This window comes from Mesorhizobium sp. LSJC269B00, from assembly GCF_000502815.1.
GTDB lineage: Bacteria > Pseudomonadota > Alphaproteobacteria > Rhizobiales > Rhizobiaceae > Mesorhizobium.
Map to the genome: position 1 here is coordinate 238,424 of NZ_AYVN01000004.1, position 17,464 is coordinate 255,887.

At 64.2% G+C, this 17,464-nt stretch carries 16 protein-coding genes and 1 pseudogene; 12 read left to right on the top strand and 5 right to left on the bottom strand.

What is annotated here, in order from left to right:
• Window positions 1-12: 12 nt before the first annotated feature.
• The 3 genes from pcaF to X771_RS152840 are packed head-to-tail and all read right to left on the bottom strand — an operon-like array spanning window position 13 to window position 2,862.
• Window positions 13-1,218 (bottom strand): 3-oxoadipyl-CoA thiolase, encoded by a 1,206-nt coding sequence (pcaF, locus tag X771_RS152850; RefSeq protein ID WP_023687925.1) that lies wholly within the window; start codon window positions 1,216-1,218, stop codon window positions 13-15.
• Window position 1,219: 1 nt separating this feature from the next.
• On the bottom strand, window positions 1,220-2,008 hold the full coding sequence (locus X771_RS152845) for a CoA-transferase subunit beta (protein WP_023687926.1): 789 nt from the start codon (window positions 2,006-2,008) through the stop codon (window positions 1,220-1,222).
• Window positions 2,005-2,862 (bottom strand): CoA transferase subunit A, encoded by an 858-nt coding sequence (locus X771_RS152840; RefSeq protein WP_023685266.1) that lies wholly within the window; start codon window positions 2,860-2,862, stop codon window positions 2,005-2,007. The genes X771_RS152845 and X771_RS152840 overlap by 4 nt, the downstream gene beginning before the upstream one ends.
• Window positions 2,863-2,978: 116 nt before the next feature.
• Here X771_RS152840 and X771_RS152835 point away from each other — a divergent pair, with 116 nt between their 5' ends.
• From X771_RS152835 to X771_RS152785, 12 genes and pseudogenes are all read left to right on the top strand, one after another.
• A complete protein-coding gene (locus X771_RS152835) occupies window positions 2,979-3,749 on the top strand; it encodes an IclR family transcriptional regulator C-terminal domain-containing protein (protein ID WP_023687927.1) in 771 nt (256 codons plus the stop codon).
• 206 nt (window positions 3,750-3,955) lie between these two features.
• Complete coding sequence (locus tag X771_RS152830; protein WP_023687928.1) at window positions 3,956-4,681, top strand: GntR family transcriptional regulator; 726 nt, start codon at window positions 3,956-3,958, stop codon at window positions 4,679-4,681.
• Between the two features lie 3 nt (window positions 4,682-4,684).
• A complete protein-coding gene (locus X771_RS152825) occupies window positions 4,685-5,719 on the top strand; it encodes an ADP-ribosylglycohydrolase family protein (protein WP_023687929.1) in 1,035 nt (344 codons plus the stop codon).
• Window positions 5,716-6,690 (top strand): PfkB family carbohydrate kinase, encoded by a 975-nt coding sequence (locus X771_RS152820; RefSeq protein WP_023687930.1) that lies wholly within the window; start codon window positions 5,716-5,718, stop codon window positions 6,688-6,690. Before X771_RS152825 ends, X771_RS152820 begins: the two co-directional genes overlap by 4 nt.
• Before the next feature lie 33 nt (window positions 6,691-6,723).
• Window positions 6,724-7,785, top strand: coding sequence for an ABC transporter substrate-binding protein (locus X771_RS152815; protein WP_023687931.1), 1,062 nt, complete (start codon window positions 6,724-6,726; stop codon window positions 7,783-7,785).
• Between the two features lie 66 nt (window positions 7,786-7,851).
• Window positions 7,852-8,721: an ABC transporter permease gene (locus X771_RS152810; protein WP_023687932.1), complete on the top strand. Its 870-nt coding sequence runs from the start codon at window positions 7,852-7,854 to the stop codon at window positions 8,719-8,721.
• Window positions 8,721-9,509: an ABC transporter permease gene (locus tag X771_RS152805; protein ID WP_023687933.1), complete on the top strand. Its 789-nt coding sequence runs from the start codon at window positions 8,721-8,723 to the stop codon at window positions 9,507-9,509. The genes X771_RS152810 and X771_RS152805 overlap by 1 nt, the downstream gene beginning before the upstream one ends.
• Entirely contained in the window at window positions 9,509-10,573 is a 1,065-nt protein-coding gene (locus X771_RS152800) for an ABC transporter ATP-binding protein (protein WP_023687934.1), read from the top strand. Before X771_RS152805 ends, X771_RS152800 begins: the two co-directional genes overlap by 1 nt.
• A 103-nt stretch (window positions 10,574-10,676) precedes the next feature.
• A pseudogene (locus X771_RS01000000164940) lies at window positions 10,677-11,937 on the top strand (Gfo/Idh/MocA family oxidoreductase).
• 54 nt (window positions 11,938-11,991) lie between these two features.
• Window positions 11,992-12,906, top strand: coding sequence for a sugar phosphate isomerase/epimerase (locus X771_RS152795; protein WP_023687935.1), 915 nt, complete (start codon window positions 11,992-11,994; stop codon window positions 12,904-12,906).
• A gap of 16 nt (window positions 12,907-12,922) precedes the next feature.
• Entirely contained in the window at window positions 12,923-14,017 is a 1,095-nt protein-coding gene (locus X771_RS152790) for a fatty acid desaturase family protein (protein WP_023687936.1), read from the top strand.
• A gap of 85 nt (window positions 14,018-14,102) precedes the next feature.
• Complete coding sequence (locus X771_RS152785) at window positions 14,103-14,906, top strand: 3-methyl-2-oxobutanoate hydroxymethyltransferase (RefSeq protein WP_023682254.1); 804 nt, start codon at window positions 14,103-14,105, stop codon at window positions 14,904-14,906.
• On the opposite strand, the gene hutH is transcribed toward X771_RS152785, so the two are convergent.
• Together hutH and X771_RS152775 are read right to left on the bottom strand one after the other, a co-directional pair.
• Window positions 14,907-16,415 (bottom strand): histidine ammonia-lyase, encoded by a 1,509-nt coding sequence (hutH, locus tag X771_RS152780; RefSeq protein ID WP_023687937.1) that lies wholly within the window; start codon window positions 16,413-16,415, stop codon window positions 14,907-14,909.
• Window positions 16,412-17,413 carry an ornithine cyclodeaminase family protein gene (locus X771_RS152775; RefSeq protein WP_023687938.1) on the bottom strand — a complete coding sequence of 334 codons (1,002 nt, stop codon included), beginning with the start codon at window positions 17,411-17,413 and terminating at the stop codon, window positions 16,412-16,414. The genes hutH and X771_RS152775 overlap by 4 nt, the downstream gene beginning before the upstream one ends.
• Window positions 17,414-17,464 lie beyond the last annotated feature (51 nt).

Genomic DNA, 17,464 nt, shown 5'->3' on the forward strand with positions numbered 1-17,464 from the left:
GGCAGTGCGATCTCAAACCCGTTCGAGCGCCACTGCGATGCCCTGGCCGACGCCGATGCACATGGTGGCGAGCGCATAGCGGGCGCCGCGCTCGCGAAGCTCCAGCGCAGCCGTGCCTGCAATGCGCGCGCCCGACATGCCCAAGGGATGACCAAGCGCGATGGCGCCGCCATTGGGGTTGACGTGCTCCGCATCCTCGGCGATGCCGAGTTGGCGGAGCACGGCGATGCCTTGGGAGGCGAAGGCTTCGTTGAGTTCGATGACATCGAATTGGTGCGGTGTCAGGCCGAGGCGAGCGCAGAGCTTTTGTGTCGCCGGAGCAGGGCCGATGCCCATGATGCGCGGCGCCACGCCGGCGGCAGCGCCGCCGAGGATGCGGGCGATCGGCGTCAGGCCGTGTTTTTTCACAGCCGCTTCGGAGGCGATGATCAGCGCCGCCGCGCCATCGTTGACGCCCGATGCGTTGCCGGCGGTGACCGTGCCGTCTTGCCGGAACGGCGTCGGCAATTTGGCCAGCGACTCGACCGTGGTGCCGGCGCGGGGATGCTCATCCTTCGATACGATAGTCGCATCGCCCTTTTTCTGCGGGACCGTCACCGGGGTAATCTCCTTCGCCAGCCGGCCATTGGCCTGTGCCGCGACGGCCTTGTCCTGGCTGCGCACAGCAAAGGCGTCCTGGTCGGCGCGCGACACTGAAAAATCCTCGGCGACGTTCTCGCCGGTCTCCGGCATGGAATCGACGCCATATTGTTTCTTCATCAGCGGGTTGATGAAACGCCAGCCGATGGTGGTGTCATGGATCTCGGCATGGCGTGAAAAGGCGGTCTCGGCCTTGGGCATGACGAAGGGCGCGCGGCTCATCGATTCGACGCCGCCGGCGATCATCAACTCGGCTTCGCCCGCCTTGATGGCGCGGGCGGCAATGGTGAGCGCGTCCATGCCGGACCCGCAGAGGCGATTGACGGTCGAGCCTGAAATTTCCTTCGGCAGTCCGGCCAGGAGCAGCGACATGCGGGCTACATTGCGGTTGTCCTCGCCGGCCTGATTGGCGCAGCCATAGACGACGTCGTCGACAGCCTGCCAGTCGATGCCGGCATTGCGCTCGACCAGCGCCTTCAGCGGGATGGCGCCAAGATCGTCGGCCCGCACCGACGACAGCGAGCCGCCGAAACGGCCGATCGGGGTGCGGATGTAATCGCAGATGAATGCCTCGGTCATGTCATGCGGCCTTTTCTTTTCCGCTTCCCTCATGCGCCGCCTTGGTGCGGGCCTGCAGGTCACGCAATGTCGTCAGCTCGAGTTCCGTCGGCGCCGGCGTTTCGTCAAGCGTCTCGGCGAACTTTACGATCCAGCCGCAGCTGTCCTGCACCTGCTGCCGCGTCACGCCGGGATGCAGCGACACCACGGTGAATTCCTTGCTCATCGGGTCGGGCTTCCAGATGGCGAGGTCGGTGATCAGCAGCGTCGGTCCAGCGGTCTCGATGCCGAGGCGCTGGCGATGGTCGCCGCCATTGCCATGGCCGAAGGAGGTGAAGAAGTCGATCTTCTCGACCATGCCGCGCTTGGACTGCGCCATGGTGATGTAGATCTCCTTCGACGAGGTGGCGATCTCCGGCGCGCCGCCGCCGCCGGGCAGGCGGGTCTTGGGATGCGCAAAGTCGCCGATGATGGTGGTGTTGATGTTGCCGAACTTGTCGAGCTGGGCGGCACCGAGGAAACCGATCGAAATGCGACCGCCCTGCAGCCAGTAGCGAAACATCTCCGGCACCGAGACGGTCGTGACGGCGGTGTCGCAAAGTTCGCCGTCACCGATCGACAGCGGCAAAACATCGGGCGCGGTGCCGATGGTGCCGCTTTCATAGATCAGCGTGATGTCGGGCGCATGCGTCAGTCGCGCGACGTTGCAGGCGGCCGACGGCGCGCCAATGCCGACGAAGCAGACATCGTCGTTTTTCAGGGCTCGGCTGGCGGCAATCGTCATCATCTCATTGGGAGTAAAGCCGCTCATGCCGCGCTCCTCAGATGCTTTACGCGGCCGGCGAAATCGTCCGCCGTGCGCTCAAGGACATTGGCCTGCATCCAGGTCTGGAATTTTTCACGGTCGGCGGCGATGTCGTCCCATTCGAGATAGGCGGCGTTGTCCCTGGCATAGTAGCCGTGCGTGTAGGAGGGATGCGAACCGCCTGATACCACCGAGATCGCAGCGATGGTCCAGCGCGGCAGCACGGTGAGGTTGGGATGCAGGTCGTCGAAATTGTCGACGACTTCCTCTACCGTCACCACGGCGCGCTTGGCCGCGAGCACCGCTTCCTTCTGGATGCCGATAATGCCTTCGACCAGCACATTGCCTTTTTTGTCGGCCTTCTGAGCGTGGATGAAGGTCACGTCCGGTCGGATGGAAGGAACGGCGGCAAGCACCTCGCCGGTGAACGGGCAGGTGACCGAGCGGATGTTGGGATTGACTGCCGCCAGCCCGGCGCCGCGATAGCCGCGGAACACCGCGCAAGGCAGGCCGGCAGCTCCCGCCTCGTAGGCGTTGGCCATGCCGGCATGGCTGTGCTCCTCGATCTCGATCGACCGGGGGAAGCCGTTCTCGATGGCGTCGCGGGCGCGGCGCAGCAGGCCGACGCCGGGATTGCCGACATAGGAGAAGATGATCTTCTTGGCCATGCCCATGCCGATCATCTGGTCGTAGATCAGGTCGGGGGTCATGCGGATGAGCGTCAGGTCGCGAAAGCCCTGGCGGATGGCCTCATGCGCCGCCGCCGTCGGGATCAGATGCGTGAAGCCTTCGAAGGCGACCGTATCGCCATCATGCAGGTTCTCAGCCACGGCCTGTTTGAGCGGCAGGAAATTGACCATCGCCAAGAACTCCGAAGTTCAAAAAGTTCGTATTGCGAACATTTGTTTTGTATGAGATATTTTTACATCGCGCCGCCGAGACGAGTCAAGGCGGCGCATTGTCTTGCGGAGGCCGCATGGAGGACGAGGCAACGACACGCGACCATGTCGGCTCGCTGGAGCGCGGCCTTGCAGTCATGGAGATACTGGCCCGGCATCCGGCCGGGATGACGCTGACCGAAATGGCGGAGGAGGCGGGGCTGACCCGCGCCGGCGCGCGTCGCTTCCTGCTGACGCTAACCGCGACCGGCTATGCCACGCAATCCGGCCGGCAGTTTTCGCTATCGCCGCGCCTGCTCACCATCGTGCGCTCCTGGCTCGGCGGCGCCTCGCTGTGGACATTCGCCGCACCCATCATGCGCGACGTGGCCGTCCAGTTCGACGAGGCCTGTAACGCGGCGGTGCTGTCGGGCGAGGAAGTCGTCTATGTCGCGCGCATTCCTGGCCGCCGCATCCTCAGCGTTTCGCTCGATGTCGGCACCAGGCTGCCGGCGCATTGCACCTCGATGGGGCGCGTCCTGCTTGCGGGGCTGGGCGCGGATGAGCTGAAGGCCTTGCTTGCAGAGGCGAGGATCGAACGGCGCACGCCGAAGACGATCACCAGCCGCGCCGCGCTGGCCAAGGCCATCGACGCGGCGAGGGCGGATGGCTTTGCCGTCGTCGATGAAGAGCTGGAACTTGGCCTGCGCTCGATAGCCGTGCCGATCTATGACCGCGCCGGCAAGACCGTGGCGGCGATCAACGTCTCGACGCAGTCGGCGCGGTTCTCCGTCGAGGCGATGGAGCGGGATATCCTGCCAGCGCTGCGGACGGCCAAGCAACGGATTGAGGAATTTTTCTTCGTGTGAGCGCAAGGCTAATCGCCTGAGGGAAGCGCTGCCCCCGCTCTGTCTCGGAGACGCGACGCCCTGCGCGGTTAGCGTCGCCATGCGAACAAACGATGCCCGGGGCACCTGAGCACAACGCATATGCGTGAATCCAAATATATCGTTGACGCCGCCCTTCAACTCCAATATCGAACAGGACTATACAGGTTTACTGAACAGGTACCCATATGAAGCGGCGCGCGGTTCAACTTTCTCCCGGCACGGGCAAGCCCGAGCAGATCGCCACCGTTCTCGAACATGAGATCCGCTCCGGCGTGCTTGGCTTCGGCGACCGCCTGCAAAGCGAGAACGAACTCGTCCAGCGCTTTTCCGTCAGCCGCAACACGGTCCGCAAGGGCCTCGAGGAGTTGTCCAGCCGTGGGCTGATCACGACCAAGGTCGGCATCGGCTCCTTCGTCACTTTCGACGGCAAGCCGGTCGATGACAGCATTGGCTGGTCGCGGGCGCTGGCCAATGCCGGCGCCAATGCCGAGACGCGGACGCTGCGGCTTGAAGTGATCGAGGATGCCGATCTTGCCGCGCTGCTTGGCATCGAAAGCCCGTTCTTCATCGCCGTCGACCGGGTGCGCACCAATGCCAGCGACGGCCATGCGATCTCCATCGAACGCAGCCGTCTGCCGCTGTCGCCCGAACTGGAGGACGTGCCGCTGCGCGGTCTGCGCGAAGGCTCGCTGCACCAGACGCTGCGCGGCGCCGGCCTCATCCCAGACCATGGCGAGGAATGGGTCGGCATCGAGATGCTGAATGCCGAAGACGCCGCCATTCTCGGCTGCCCGCAAGGCACGCCGTTCCTGCGCGGACGCCGGCTGACGCGTGCGGCTGACGACCGGCCGATCGAATATGTAACCAGCCTGCTCAACCCGGCGCATTTCGCGCTGCATATGAGGTTTTGAGCGATGCCGGACAGAACCAACGACACGCTCGATCGCGCCATGGGCGCGCTTGTCGGTGGGGCGCTCGGTGATGCGCTGGGCATGCCGACGCAGCTTCTGTCGCCGGCGCGGATCGCCGAGCTATACGGCCATGTCGAGGATTTCGTGGCGCCGTTTGCCGATCATCCGGTGTCGAAGGGGCTCGTTGCCGGCACCATCACCGACGATACCGAACAGGCGCTGCTGCTTGGTCGCATTCTCGTCGAGTCCGGCGACCGCTTCGATCATGCGCGCTGGGTGAACGCACTGCTCGACTGGGAGCGCGAGGTCAAGGCGCGCGGCAGCTATGACCTGCTGGGACCATCGACCAAGCGCGCCATCGACGCCATCAATGACGGCGTGCCGGCGGAAGAGGCGGGAAGCCGGGGCGACACCAATGGCGCGGCCATGCGCATCGCGCCGGTCGGCATCATGATGCCGCTGGAACCGCTCGACGCTTTTATCGCCAAGGTGGCGGAGACCTGCCGCGCGACGCACAACACCTCGATCGCCATTGCCACGGCTGCCGCCGTCGCCGCCGCCGTCAGCCGTGGCGTCGCCGGCGGCGACTGGCGTGCCGCTTCCGACAGCGCGGTAGCAGCCGCGCGGCGAGGCGCCAGGCTCGGACATTGGGTGACTGGTGGCGATATCGCCGCGCGTATCGCCTGGGCGCAGGAGCTCGTGCGCGGCAAGACCATGCGGGATGCGATCGGGCTCATCACCGATCTCGTCGGCACCGGTGTGGCCAGCCAGGAGTCCGTGCCGGCAGCTTTCGCCGTGCTTGAAGTCGCGCAGGGCGATCCCTGGCAAGCGGCAATCATCAGCGCCAATCTCGGCGGCGACACCGACACGATCGGCGCGATTGCCTCAGGCATGGCCGGCGCCTGCGTCGGCTTTTCGCAACTGCCGCAACAACACATTGCCGGGCTCGTCGGCATAGATATGGGGGAGGTGCGCTCGCTTGCCGAAGACCTCGTCGCGGCGCGCACGGCAAAGGCCAGCAAGGATGCCGCGGCATGAGTGGGCGTCTGGTCCATATCGGCAGCGCCGTCGTCGACTATGTCTACCGCATCGACGCCTTGCCGGCCCCGGGCTGCGAGAAGACCGCGTCGAGCTTTGCGCAGGTCGCCGGCGGCGGCTTCAACATGATGGTGGCGGCCAGCCGCACCGGCATGACGGTGGTCTTCGGCGGCCGGCTCGGCAGCGGACCGAATGGCGATTTTTTGCGCGCCGCATTTGCGGCCGAAGGCATCACAACGCTGACGCCGCCATCGCCGGTCATGGACAGCGGCAATTGCGTCGCCATGATCTCCGGGGATGCCGAGCGCACCTTCGTGTCGTGGCCCGGTGCGGAGAGCTTTCTCAGCCTCGAGATGATGAGGCCCGTGGTGGTCGCGCCTGATGATTGGGTGTTCACGTCGGGCTATACGCTGAGCTATTCCGACAGCCGCGACGCGCTGACCGACTGGATCGAGGCGCTGCCAGGAAACATTCCCTTCGTTTTCGATCCAACGCCGGTCATCGCGGATATCCCACGTCCCATCCTTTCGCGGGTGCTTGCCCGTACGACATGGCTGAGCTGCAACATGACGGAAGCGGTCGAGATCGCTGGGCAAGGCGATGTCGAGGCACTCGCCGCCCGGCTGCTCGCCGACCACTGCCCAAAGGCCGAAGGCGTCGTTATCCGCGCCGGCGCCAAGGGCTGTTTCGTGAGGTTGGTCAATGGCGAGACGCAGACCATTGCCGGCTTCAAGGTCGATGCCATCGACACCAATGGCGCCGGCGACACCCATATCGGCGGTTTCGTCAGTGCACTCTCGCGCGGCGTGCATCCCTTCGAGGCGGCGCGCTATGCCAATGCGGCGGCAGCACTTTCCGTCACCCGCCATGGCGGCTCATCGGCGCCGACCGACAGCGAGATCCAGACTTTCCTGAGCCAGGCCGCCACGGGCGAGCCGGGCCAGAACCAGAAGGCCCATCAGACAGCCTGACCCGCCAAGCGGGCAAACAAGAGAGGAACGAACATGCGCATGCCAAGACTGACTGCCCTGCTGACGGCGACCGCCGTCATCACCTCCGCGCTCACGCTGGCCGCCAGTGCCGCCGAAGTGCATGTGCTCAACTGGAAGGGCTACGGCGCCGACGAGCCGTGGGCGATCGAAGCCTTCGAAAAGGCGACCGGCAACAAGGTCGTCAACGACTTCTTCAATTCCGAACAGGAAATGCTGACCAAGATCCGCACCAATCCGGGCCTCTATGACGTGGTCATGATCAACGCCGCCTTCAACGATCAGGCGATGGCGGAAAAGCTGATCCAGCCGATCGATGTCTCGAAGCTGCCGAACTATGCCGACATCAGCAAGGACAAGGCGCAATCGCCGATGCTCGACCATGACGGCAAGGTCTATGGCGTGCCGTGGGTGTGGGGCCTGACGGCGCTGGCAATCAACGAAAAGTCCTTCGACAAGCCACCGACCTCGATCGCCGAAATGTGGGACCCAGCGCATAAGGGCCGGGTCGTCATTCGCGACGACGCTGTCGAAGCGGTGCAGTTCGGCGCCATCGCCACCGGTCAGAATATCAACGACATCAAGGATATGGAAGCGGTCAAGGCGAAGCTGACCTCGCTGATGCCGCAGATCAAGACGTTCTGGAGTTCGGAGAACGACTGGAACCAGATGGTCGCCTCCAACCAGATCGACATCGGCACCTATTGGAGCGGCTCGGCCGATCGCGCCAAGACCCACTTCAAGCTGCCGGTCTCGCTGGTCGTTCCGCAGGAAGGCGCCGTCGCCTGGCTCGACGCGTTCTCGATCCCGGTGGGCTCGAAGAATGTCGAAGGTGCGCAGGCCTTCATCAACTGGATGATCGATCCGAAATTCTATGTCGAATGGGTCACCAAGGTCGGCGCTCCGGTGTCGGCCAACACCAAGGCGGTGGAAGCGCTGCCTGAAGACTCCTTCAACCGCAAGGTGATGGGCGATCCCGAGGTGGCCAAGCGCATCCAGTTCCAGGCGCCGATCACCGACGCGCAGCGCGAGGCCTATCTGGCGCTGTGGCAGCAGCTCAAAGTCGACGTGAAGTAACGCTCACGTCCGGACCAGCCGGCGGTTGGCGCCGGCTGGCCCTTCAATCCTGGGGAGGAGGGTATCATGGCGGTACAGGGTGCGGTCGCGTCGCGCAGCGGGCTGAGATCGGCCCTGCCGCTGCTGGCGCCGGCCTATCTCTGGCTGACGGTGGCGATCTTCCTGCCGCTCTCGGCCATGGTGTTCTTCTCCTTCATGACCGACCTGCCGCTGTCGGGAAAGCCGTGGGCCTTGACCCTTGGCAATTACGCCGCCTTCTTCTCGCAGAGCCTGTACCTGACGCTGCTGCTCGCTTCGCTGCGGCTCGGCCTCGAAGTGACTTTGTGGTGCGTCGTCATCGGTTATCCCGCAGCCTATGTGTTGGCCAAGGTGCTGAAGGGGCGCAGCCGCGAGGCGATCTTCCTGCTGGTCATCCTGCCGTTCTGGTCGAACGGGCTGGTGCGCATCTTCTCCTGGGCGATGGTGCTGCGCGAGGGCGGCATCCTCGACACGGCGCTCAACGCCGTGCTGCCGTTCAAGATCAACATCGACCTGATGTATTCCTATCCCGCAATCATCATCGGCCTGGTGCACTCCTACGTGCCCTATATGGTGCTGACCTGCTATCTCACGCTGCAGGCAATCGACGACTCGCTGATCGAGGCCGGGCGCTCGCTCGGCGCCTCGCGGCTGCAGGTGCTGAAGCGGGTGATCATCCCGATGTCTATGCCCGGCCTGGTGGCAGGTGCGGCACTGATCTTCGTGCCGGTCGTCGGCTCGTTCATGGAGCCGCGCATTCTCGGCGGTCGCACCGGCACCTTCTACGGCACGGTGATCGAAGACCAGTTCGTCGCCGTGTTCAACTGGCCGCTTGGTGCGGCATTGTCGTTCATCCTGCTCGCCGTCGTGCTGGTCATCCTCGCAGTTGCCTCGCCGGTGCTGAAGAGGGCCGCGTGATGAAGACCACCCGCATCCTCCAAGGGCTGGGCCGGTTTTACATCTTCCTGCTGCTCGCCTTCCTCTATCTGCCGATCATCATCATGGCGCTGATGTCGTTCAACGTCTCGCCCTTCTACCAATTGCCGTTCGAATGGACGACGGAATGGTATGCCTCGCTCTGGCAGAACGACCAGCTGATCGCGGCCACCTGGAACAGCCTCGAGATCGCGGTCATCACCACGCTCATCTCAGTGGTGCTTGGCTCGGCCGCTTCGCTAGCGCTGTTCCGCTATGATTTCCGCGGCAAGAAAGTGCTGCAGGCGCTGCTGTTTCCGCCAATCGCCATTCCGTGGCTGATCACCGGCACGGCGATGCTGATCTTCTTCTTCGGCGTCGGCATTGGCCGCGGCCTGTTCGCCATCCTGCTCGGCCATGTGGCGCTGGCGCTGCCCTATGTCATCGTCGTCGTCTCGGCCCGGCTGCAGACTTTTGCACCGGAGCTGGAAGAGGCGGCGCGCTCGCTCGGCGCCAACCAGTGGCAAGTGACGAGGCGTGTGACGCTGCCGTGGATCATGCCCGGCGTCATTGCCGGCGGCTTGTTCGCCTTTGCCGTGTCGTTCGACCAGTTCGTCGTCTCCTACTTCCTGGCGACGCCGGGGCAGACGACGCTGCCGGTCGAAATCTACGCCGCGATCCGCAAGGGGTTCACGCCCGAGATCAACGCGGTCTCGACCATCATCATCGTCGTGTCGATGGCGCTGATGCTGCTCACGGCGCGCTTCTTCAAATTCGGCGGAGAGAAATAATGGCCGGCGTGCAGGTATCGAACGTCTCGCGCAGTTTTGGCGCGCACAAGGCGCTGGACGACGTCTCCATCGATTTCGCCGATGGCGGCTTTTATGCGTTGCTCGGCCCATCGGGCAGCGGCAAGACCACGCTGCTTCGCCAGATCGCCGGCTTCGACTTTCCCGATACTGGCCGCATTGCCATTGGCGGCGAGAGTGTGGAACGCGTGCCGGTCGAAAAGCGGCGCATCGGCATGGTGTTCCAGAACTATGCGCTGTTTCCCAATATGAGCGTTGCCGACAATGTCGCCTTCGGCCTGTCGGTGCGCGGCGAAACGAAAGCGACGATCGCCACCGAAGTGCAGCGCGCGCTCGATTTCGTCCAACTCGGGAAGCTCGGCGAGCGCCGGCCGCACCAGCTCTCCGGCGGCCAACGCCAGCGTGTGGCGCTGGCGCGCGCCATTGTCACCAAGCCGCGCGTGCTGCTGCTCGACGAGCCGCTCGGCGCGCTCGACAAGGCGCTGCGCGTCGACATGCAGATCGAGCTGAAGCGCATCCAGCGCGAGATCGGCATCACCACCATCTTCGTCACCCACGACCAGGAAGAGGCGCTGACGATGAGCGACCGCATCGGAATCTTGCGGGACGGCAGGCTCGTGCAGGAAGGGCCGCCGGAGGAGATCTACGACCGGCCGAAGAGCGAGTTCGCCGCCACCTTCCTCGGTGACGCCAACATCTTTCGCGGCGATGCGACCGGCAACGGCATCCGCCTGCCGGACGGCACGGCGATTGCCGCCGGGGTGGGTGATCGGCTTGCCGCCGGTACGAAGGCCAGCTGCGCGGTGCGTCCCGAACGCATTCGCATCGCCACCGATGCCGGGGCATCGAGCGGCAATGCCAACACGCTGAAGGGGCAAGTCTCCAAGCGCATCTTCGCCGGCAACAACAGCACCTATTTCGTCGAGCGCGCCGGCCAGATGCTGAAGGTGATCGTCCAGAACACCGGCAATGACCGGCTGGCGGAAGGCCAGGATGTAATGCTCAGCTGGTCGCCGGAAAGCACCGTGCTGATTGCCGCAAACTAGTTCGCACCGTCACCCCGGCATGGTTCTGATGGGAATTGATGGAGCGGATCTTGGCTGATGGGCCGGCCATGGCGTTATATCCTGTCGTCCAAGGGAGGAATGGATGGCAGGCCAGGGTTTCGAGCCGGATGTGAGGGTTCGCACCAGCGAATACCGGATCGGTTGCATCGGCGCCGGCATGATCATGGCCGAATGCCATCTTGCCGCCTATGCGCAGGCCGGTTTCCCAGTCGTCGCCATCGCTTCGCGCACCAAGGCCAGCGCCGAGAAGGTAGCTGCACGCTGGAGCATTCCGACCGTCCACGACACGCCGGAACAACTGATCGAGAATCCCGAGATTGAGATCGTCGACCTTGCCTTCCCGCCCGACCAGCAGCCGGCGCTGATCCGCCATGCGCTGAAGCAGCCTCACATCAAGGCGATCCTGGCGCAGAAGCCACTGGCGCTGTCGGNAGACGTGTGCTCTTCCGATCTCTGAAGCAGCCTCACATCAAGGCGATCCTGGCGCAGAAGCCACTGGCGCTGTCGGTCGATGAAGCCGTGAAACTGCGCGACGAAGCCGCAAAGTCCGGCAAGATCCTCTCGGTCAACCAGAACATGCGCTACGACCAGTCGATGCGCGTGCTGAAGCAGATAATCGACAGCGGCGCGCTGGGCGACATCGTCTTCGCGCAGATCGACATGCATGCGATCCCGCACTGGCAGACTTTCCTTCAGGACTACGACCGGCTGACGCTGGCCAATATGAGCGTGCATCATCTCGACGTGCTGCGCTTCCTGTTCGGCGATCCCTCGGAAATCACCACGCTGACACGCAAGGACCCGCGCACGACATTCGAGCATAGCGACGGCATCACCGTCTCGACGCTGCGCTTTCCCTCCGGCGTGCTCGCCGTGTCGCTGGAGGATGAGATCGGAAGAGCGTCGNATTCGAGCATAGCGACGGCATCACCGTCTCGACGCTGCGCTTTCCCTCCGGCGTGCTCGCCGTGTCGCTGGAGGATGTCTGGTCCGGCCCACGTCAGGAGGGCTATCTGGACGACCAGCACATCAACTGGCGCGTCGACGGCACCAACGGTGTCGCCAAAGGCACGATCGGCTGGCCGAAAGGCGTGGCCTCGACGCTGACCTACGCCTCGACCGAGACGACGGATGGCAAGTGGGTCAGCCCGAGCTGGGACACGATGTGGTTCCCGCATGCCTTCATCGGCGTGATGGAGCAATTGCAGCATGCGGTAAAGACAGGCGCGCCGCCGGCATTATCGGTTGCCGACAACGTCAAGACGATGGCGCTGGTCGAGGCCGGCTACCGCTCGATGGCGCAAGGCCGCACCGTCAAGCTGTCCGAGATATCGATCGACTGAACATGCCGCCGAATAGCGTGGCGGCTGAATCGCTCACAGGGAGGAGTTCACATCATGATGCAGGCAGGTATATTCACCGGCTATTTCCCCTATGAGCTCGCCGAGGCCGCCCGCCGCATCCGTGCACTCGGCTTCAACACGGTGCAGCTCGACATGCATTTCAGGGATGTCGATCTCACGGCCGGGCAGATCACCGGGGACAAGGCGAGGACAGTGCGCGACACGTTTCGCGACCACAATCTGCCGGTCTGCTGCATCTCGGGCTACACCAACATCATTCATCCCGACAAATCCGAGCGCGACAAGCGCGTCGGCTATCTCAAGGAAATCATCCGCAATGCGCGCGCCTTCGGCTCGCCCTACGTGATCTCGGAGACCGGCACATACAACACCGAATCCGATTGGGTGCATCACCCCAGGAACAAGACCGAGGAAGGCTTCGAGGAATGCCGCAAGGTGATCTCGGACCTTGCCCAGACGGCTTACGACCACGGCGCGGTGTTCCTGCTCGAAACCTATGCCAACAATGTCGTCGGCTCGGTCGAGGAGACGGTCAAAATGTTCGCGCAGGTCGACCATCCAGGCCTCGGCCTGCTGATGGATCCGACCAACTATTTCGAGGCGCACAATATCGACCGCATGGACCAGGTGCTGAACCAGGTGTTCGACACGCTGGCCGACAAGATCCGCATCGCGCACGCCAAGGACGTCAAGCGCTCAGGCAGCGACAAGACCGAGAAGCATGCCGATATCGGCGACGCGGACGCGCATGAGGGGCTGACCTTCCGCGGCGTCGGCGAGATCGAGCTGCCGGCGCCCGGGCTGGGATCGCTGAATTACGATCTCTATCTGCAGCGGCTCAGTGAGAAGCACCCGAACATCCCTGTTATCATCGAGCATCTGACCGAGGACGACGTGCCGCGGGCGAAAACATTTCTCGACGGGAAGTTCCGCGCCAACGGGCTTTGAGGTAGGCGAGACGGTGATGGCGACGGCGGCCAAGACAAAGCGCGATTACGGCCTGGTCGGCGAAAGCACCCGCCGGGCGATCGAGACCGGGCTGGCCTCGGCCGAGTGGTATCACACCGACGTGCCGCGCAAGGCAATGAAGGAACTGATGCAGCGCTCCGACGGGCCGGCGATCCGCGATACCATCATCTGGATCGCAGCCATCCTGGGCTCGGCCGCCGGCATCATCTGGTTCTGGGGCACGTGGTGGGTGGTGCCGTTCCTGCTCGTCTATGGCGTGCTCTATGGATCGTCGAGCGACTCGCGCTGGCACGAATGTGGCCATGGCACCGCCTTCCGCACACGCTGGATGAATGATGCGATCTACGAAATCGCCAGCTTCATGGTGGTGCGCAATCCGGTGCAATGGCGCTGGAGCCATGCGCGGCATCACACCGACACGATCATCGTCGGCCGTGACGCCGAGATTGCGGTAATGCGGCCGCCAAATCTGGTCAAGGCGGCGCTTGCCTTCACCGGCATTCTCGATTTCCGTTATTCGCTGCCGATCCTGGCGCGCCAGGCGTTGGGCAAGCTGTCGGACGGCGAAAAGAGCTACATTCCTGAGACCGAACAGGGCAAGGCCATCACGGCGGCGCGCTGGCATGTCGCCGTGTACGTTGCGACGATCGCCCTCGCGATCGCGCTGGGTTCATGGCTGCCGCTGGTGCTGATCGGCCTGCCGCGTCTTTATGGCAGCTGGCACATGGTTCTGACCGGCCTGCTCCAGCATATCGGGTTGGCCGACAATGTCGTCGACCACCGGCTGAACACGCGCACCGTCTACATGAACCCGGTCAGCCGCTTCATCTACTGGAACATGAATTACCACGTCGAGCATCACATGTTTCCGATGGTGCCCTACCATGCGCTGCCGAGGCTGCACGAGCTGATCAAGCACGACCTGCCGGCGGCGAACCCGTCCATGTGGCATGCCTATCGCGAGGTCTGGCCGGTGCTGCTGAAGCAGCTGCGGTACGAGGATTATTTCCTCAAGCGCGAATTGCCGCCGACGGCGCGGCCCTATCGCGGTGAATTTCACGAGCTCGATATGTCGGCGGCGGCCGAGTAGCGAATAAACCACCCGCCTTCTATCCGGCCTGTTACGGGGCCGGTAAGGTGACCGGGAAAAGCAACCAGCAAACAGGGACATCCCGATGAGCCGAAAGAGACCGACCGTCGCCGATCTGCGCGCCATGAAGGGCAAGCGCCAGCTGACCATGCTGCGCGTCCTGACCATGGACGAGGCCGAGGCTGCCGAGCGGGCAGGGGTCGATATCGTCTCGGTGCCGCCCGAGCTGGTGCTCAACCCTGAGTATCGCGATGCGGCGCCCAGCCTGTTCACCATGCCGGGCGAGAATTTTTATGAGATCGGCACGGCGGACGATTTCCTGCGCTGGGCGTTCCGGCTCTACAAGGCCGGCGCCGACGCCGTTTATTGCAGCGCCGGTTTCGCCACCGTGAAGCGGCTCGCCGACGACGCGATCCCCGTCATCGGCCATGTCGGCCTCATTCCGTCCCGCGCCACCTGGACCGGCGGCTTCAAGGCCGTCGGCAAGACCGCCGACACCGCCATGCAGATTTTTGAGGCGGTCAAGCAGTATGAGGCCGTTGGAGCTCTCGGCGCCGAGATCGAAGTGGTGCCGATCGAGGTGGCGAAGGCGATCTCGGAACGGACCTCGCTGATCATGCTGTCGATGGGTGCGGGCACCGGCTGCGACGCGCAATATCTGTTTGCCGACGATATTCTTGGCCAGAACCGGGGCCACATGCCGCGCCATTCCAAGGTCTACCGCAACTTCGCCGCCGAGTACGATCGTCTGCAGGCGGAACGCGTCGCGGCGTTTTCCGAGTACGTTGCCGACGTCGATAGCGGCGCCTATCCGGAAGACAGGCATGTCGTGCGCATGGATCCGGCCGAGCTCAGCCTGTTCATGAAACGGGTGGACGCAAAGGGCTAACTACTCGGCCTCCTTGCCGATCATCGCTGCACCTTGCCATGTTCCGTCAGCGAGCATGGCATGGAGCACCTCGGCATCCGTTCCCAGCGGCCGGTCCTCCCTGAGCATCGCTACATGCGCGCGCACCGCGGTATGGACCGCTGCTGTGCCGGGCGCCAGCTTGAGACCGTCGCGCAGGTCCACGGCCTGTGCGGCGGCCATCAGTTCGAAGGCGATCAGCCGTCGCCACAGCGCGATCATCCCGGCGCATTTCGACACGGCAAGCGGCGTCTGCGTGGCGTGGTCCTCTACGCCTTCGGACACGGCCAGGAAATCCAGCATCACCGGATTGGCCTTGTGGCGGATGCCGGCCAGGATTGCCGTTGCGGTCTTTTGCAGCGGCACGAAACCGGCCGAGGCGCCGCCGACCGGTGACAAATATTTTGGCAGGCCGTTGCGGCCGGAGCCGGCGAGCTGGATGAAGCGGGCAACGCTTGCCGCGGCACATTGCGCGATCGCCAGGCCGAGCGTCTCGAAGGCAAGCGCCAGCGATGCGGTGTGGAAATTGCCGGTCGACAGAACCAGCCCGTCATCGCCCAGCACCAGCGGATTGTCGGCGGCGGCATTGAGTTCGATCTCCAGCGCCAGCCGCGCCTGATCGATCGCCTGGATCAATGCACCATGGATCGACGGCATGCAGCGGATCGACAACGGGTCCTGCAAGGTGGTCGGCGCCGGCTCCTCGTCACGGGCAAGCAGGTCGCGCAGGCCCTTGGCCGCGAGTTGCTGGCAGGCTGCCGGCCGCGCCAGATGCAGGCGCGGATCGAGGATGGTGCGGTTGGCGCCAAACCCTTCCATGGTCAGCGCGCCGGCCTGCTGCTGTTGCGCAAAGGCCGACAGCGCGTCGGCCAGTACCAACGCGCCAGTGCCGGCTGATACCGCCGAGGCGTTGATCAGCGACAGGCCGTCTTTCGGCGCCAGGCTGATCGGAGCCAACCGCGCCATCATCAACGCCTTGGCCGCCGGCATGCGCCGACCCTGATAGTCAGCTTCGCCGTCGCCGGTCAGCAGACGGGCGAGCGCCGTCATCAGCACGAGATCGCCGGCGCCGATCGAGCCCAGCTGCGGCATTACCGGATGCACGCCGGCATTGAGCGCATCGACAAGGGCGGTGAAAGCCGCCGGCGAAATGCCGGAACCGCCAACAGAGAACATCGCGGCACGGGCAAACATGGTCGCCCGCACCGCTTCTTGCGGCAGCGGCTCGCCGACAGCGCCGCTTCGCCCTTCCAGCAACTGGCGCTGGAAGGCGCTGGCATCGCCCTCGACCGACGTGCCGAGATTGGCGCCGAGCCCGGTGTTGAGGCCGTAAATCTGCTGGCCGGACGCGGCGACCTGATCGAGCACTTTTCGCGCTTTGTCGAGCCTCTCGATGACTGTCGGTTCAACCTCGACCTTGCGGCCGCCGCGGGCGACCTGCGCAACGTCCTCGACGCTGACGCCGGCGCCGGTGAGGACGAGCGCGCTCATGCGAAGCGCAGCCTCTGGCCGATGCCTTTATCAGCAGCCTTGGCCAGCATCGCCTTGCCCAGCGCAATGTCGGACAGCGACAGGCCGCGATGCCAGAACAGGATCGTCTCGTCGTCGCTCTGGCGTCCCGGCTTGAGACCGGCAGCGATCTGGCCGAGCTCGGCGTGCAGCGTCGCTTCGCTCAGCCGCCCGGTCTCGACATGGGCGCGCAGCGAGCCGAACTTGCCGCCTTTGCACTGGCCCCAGTCGTCGACGACCATTTTCTGCATGATGTCGGTCAATGACAGCTCCACCGCGCTCATCGTACCATAGGGCACGACCAGCGCACCGGGCTTGATCCATTCGGTCTTGAGCAGCGGCTGCGGCTCCGGCAGCCGCGAGGCCTCGACGACGATGTCGGCGCCCTTGATGCAGCTTTCCCAGTCGGCAACCGCGGTAACTTTCTTGCCGAGATCGGCCGAGAGTTTGGCGGCGAAGCCGTCGCGGCTTTCCGGGCGGCGCGAATGGACGCGGATCTCGTCGAAGTCGAAGAGATGGTCGAGCAGGCGCACATTCCAATAGGCGGTGCCGCGCGCGCCGATATGGGCCAGCACCTTGGAGTTCTTGCGCGCCAGATGTTTGGCGCCAATGGCGGTGACGGCGCCGGTGCGCATGTCGGTGATGACGGTGGCGTCGAGAATGGCGCGCGGCGTGCCGGTGCGCGGATCGAACAGGTTCAAAATGCCAAATTCTGAAGGGAGCCCGTGCAGATAGTTGTCGACATAGTCGCCGACGATTTTCACGCCCGCCGTATCGAGCGGCGCAACGTAGCCGCGCAGAACGTTGAAATGGCCATGGAAGGAAGGGGCGGGTTCAAGATGGACGCGCGGCTCGATCACCGTCTGGCCATTGCCTTGCGCGATAAGCCCGGCTTCGACAGCGGCAATGATTTCGCCGTCGGTCATCTCCAGGGCTTCGATATCGAGGCCATTGAGGTAGTCGATATAGATAGGCTTCATGCAATGTCCTTGGCCGCCCGCCCATCCATAACAGGCTGCGAGCCGACACGG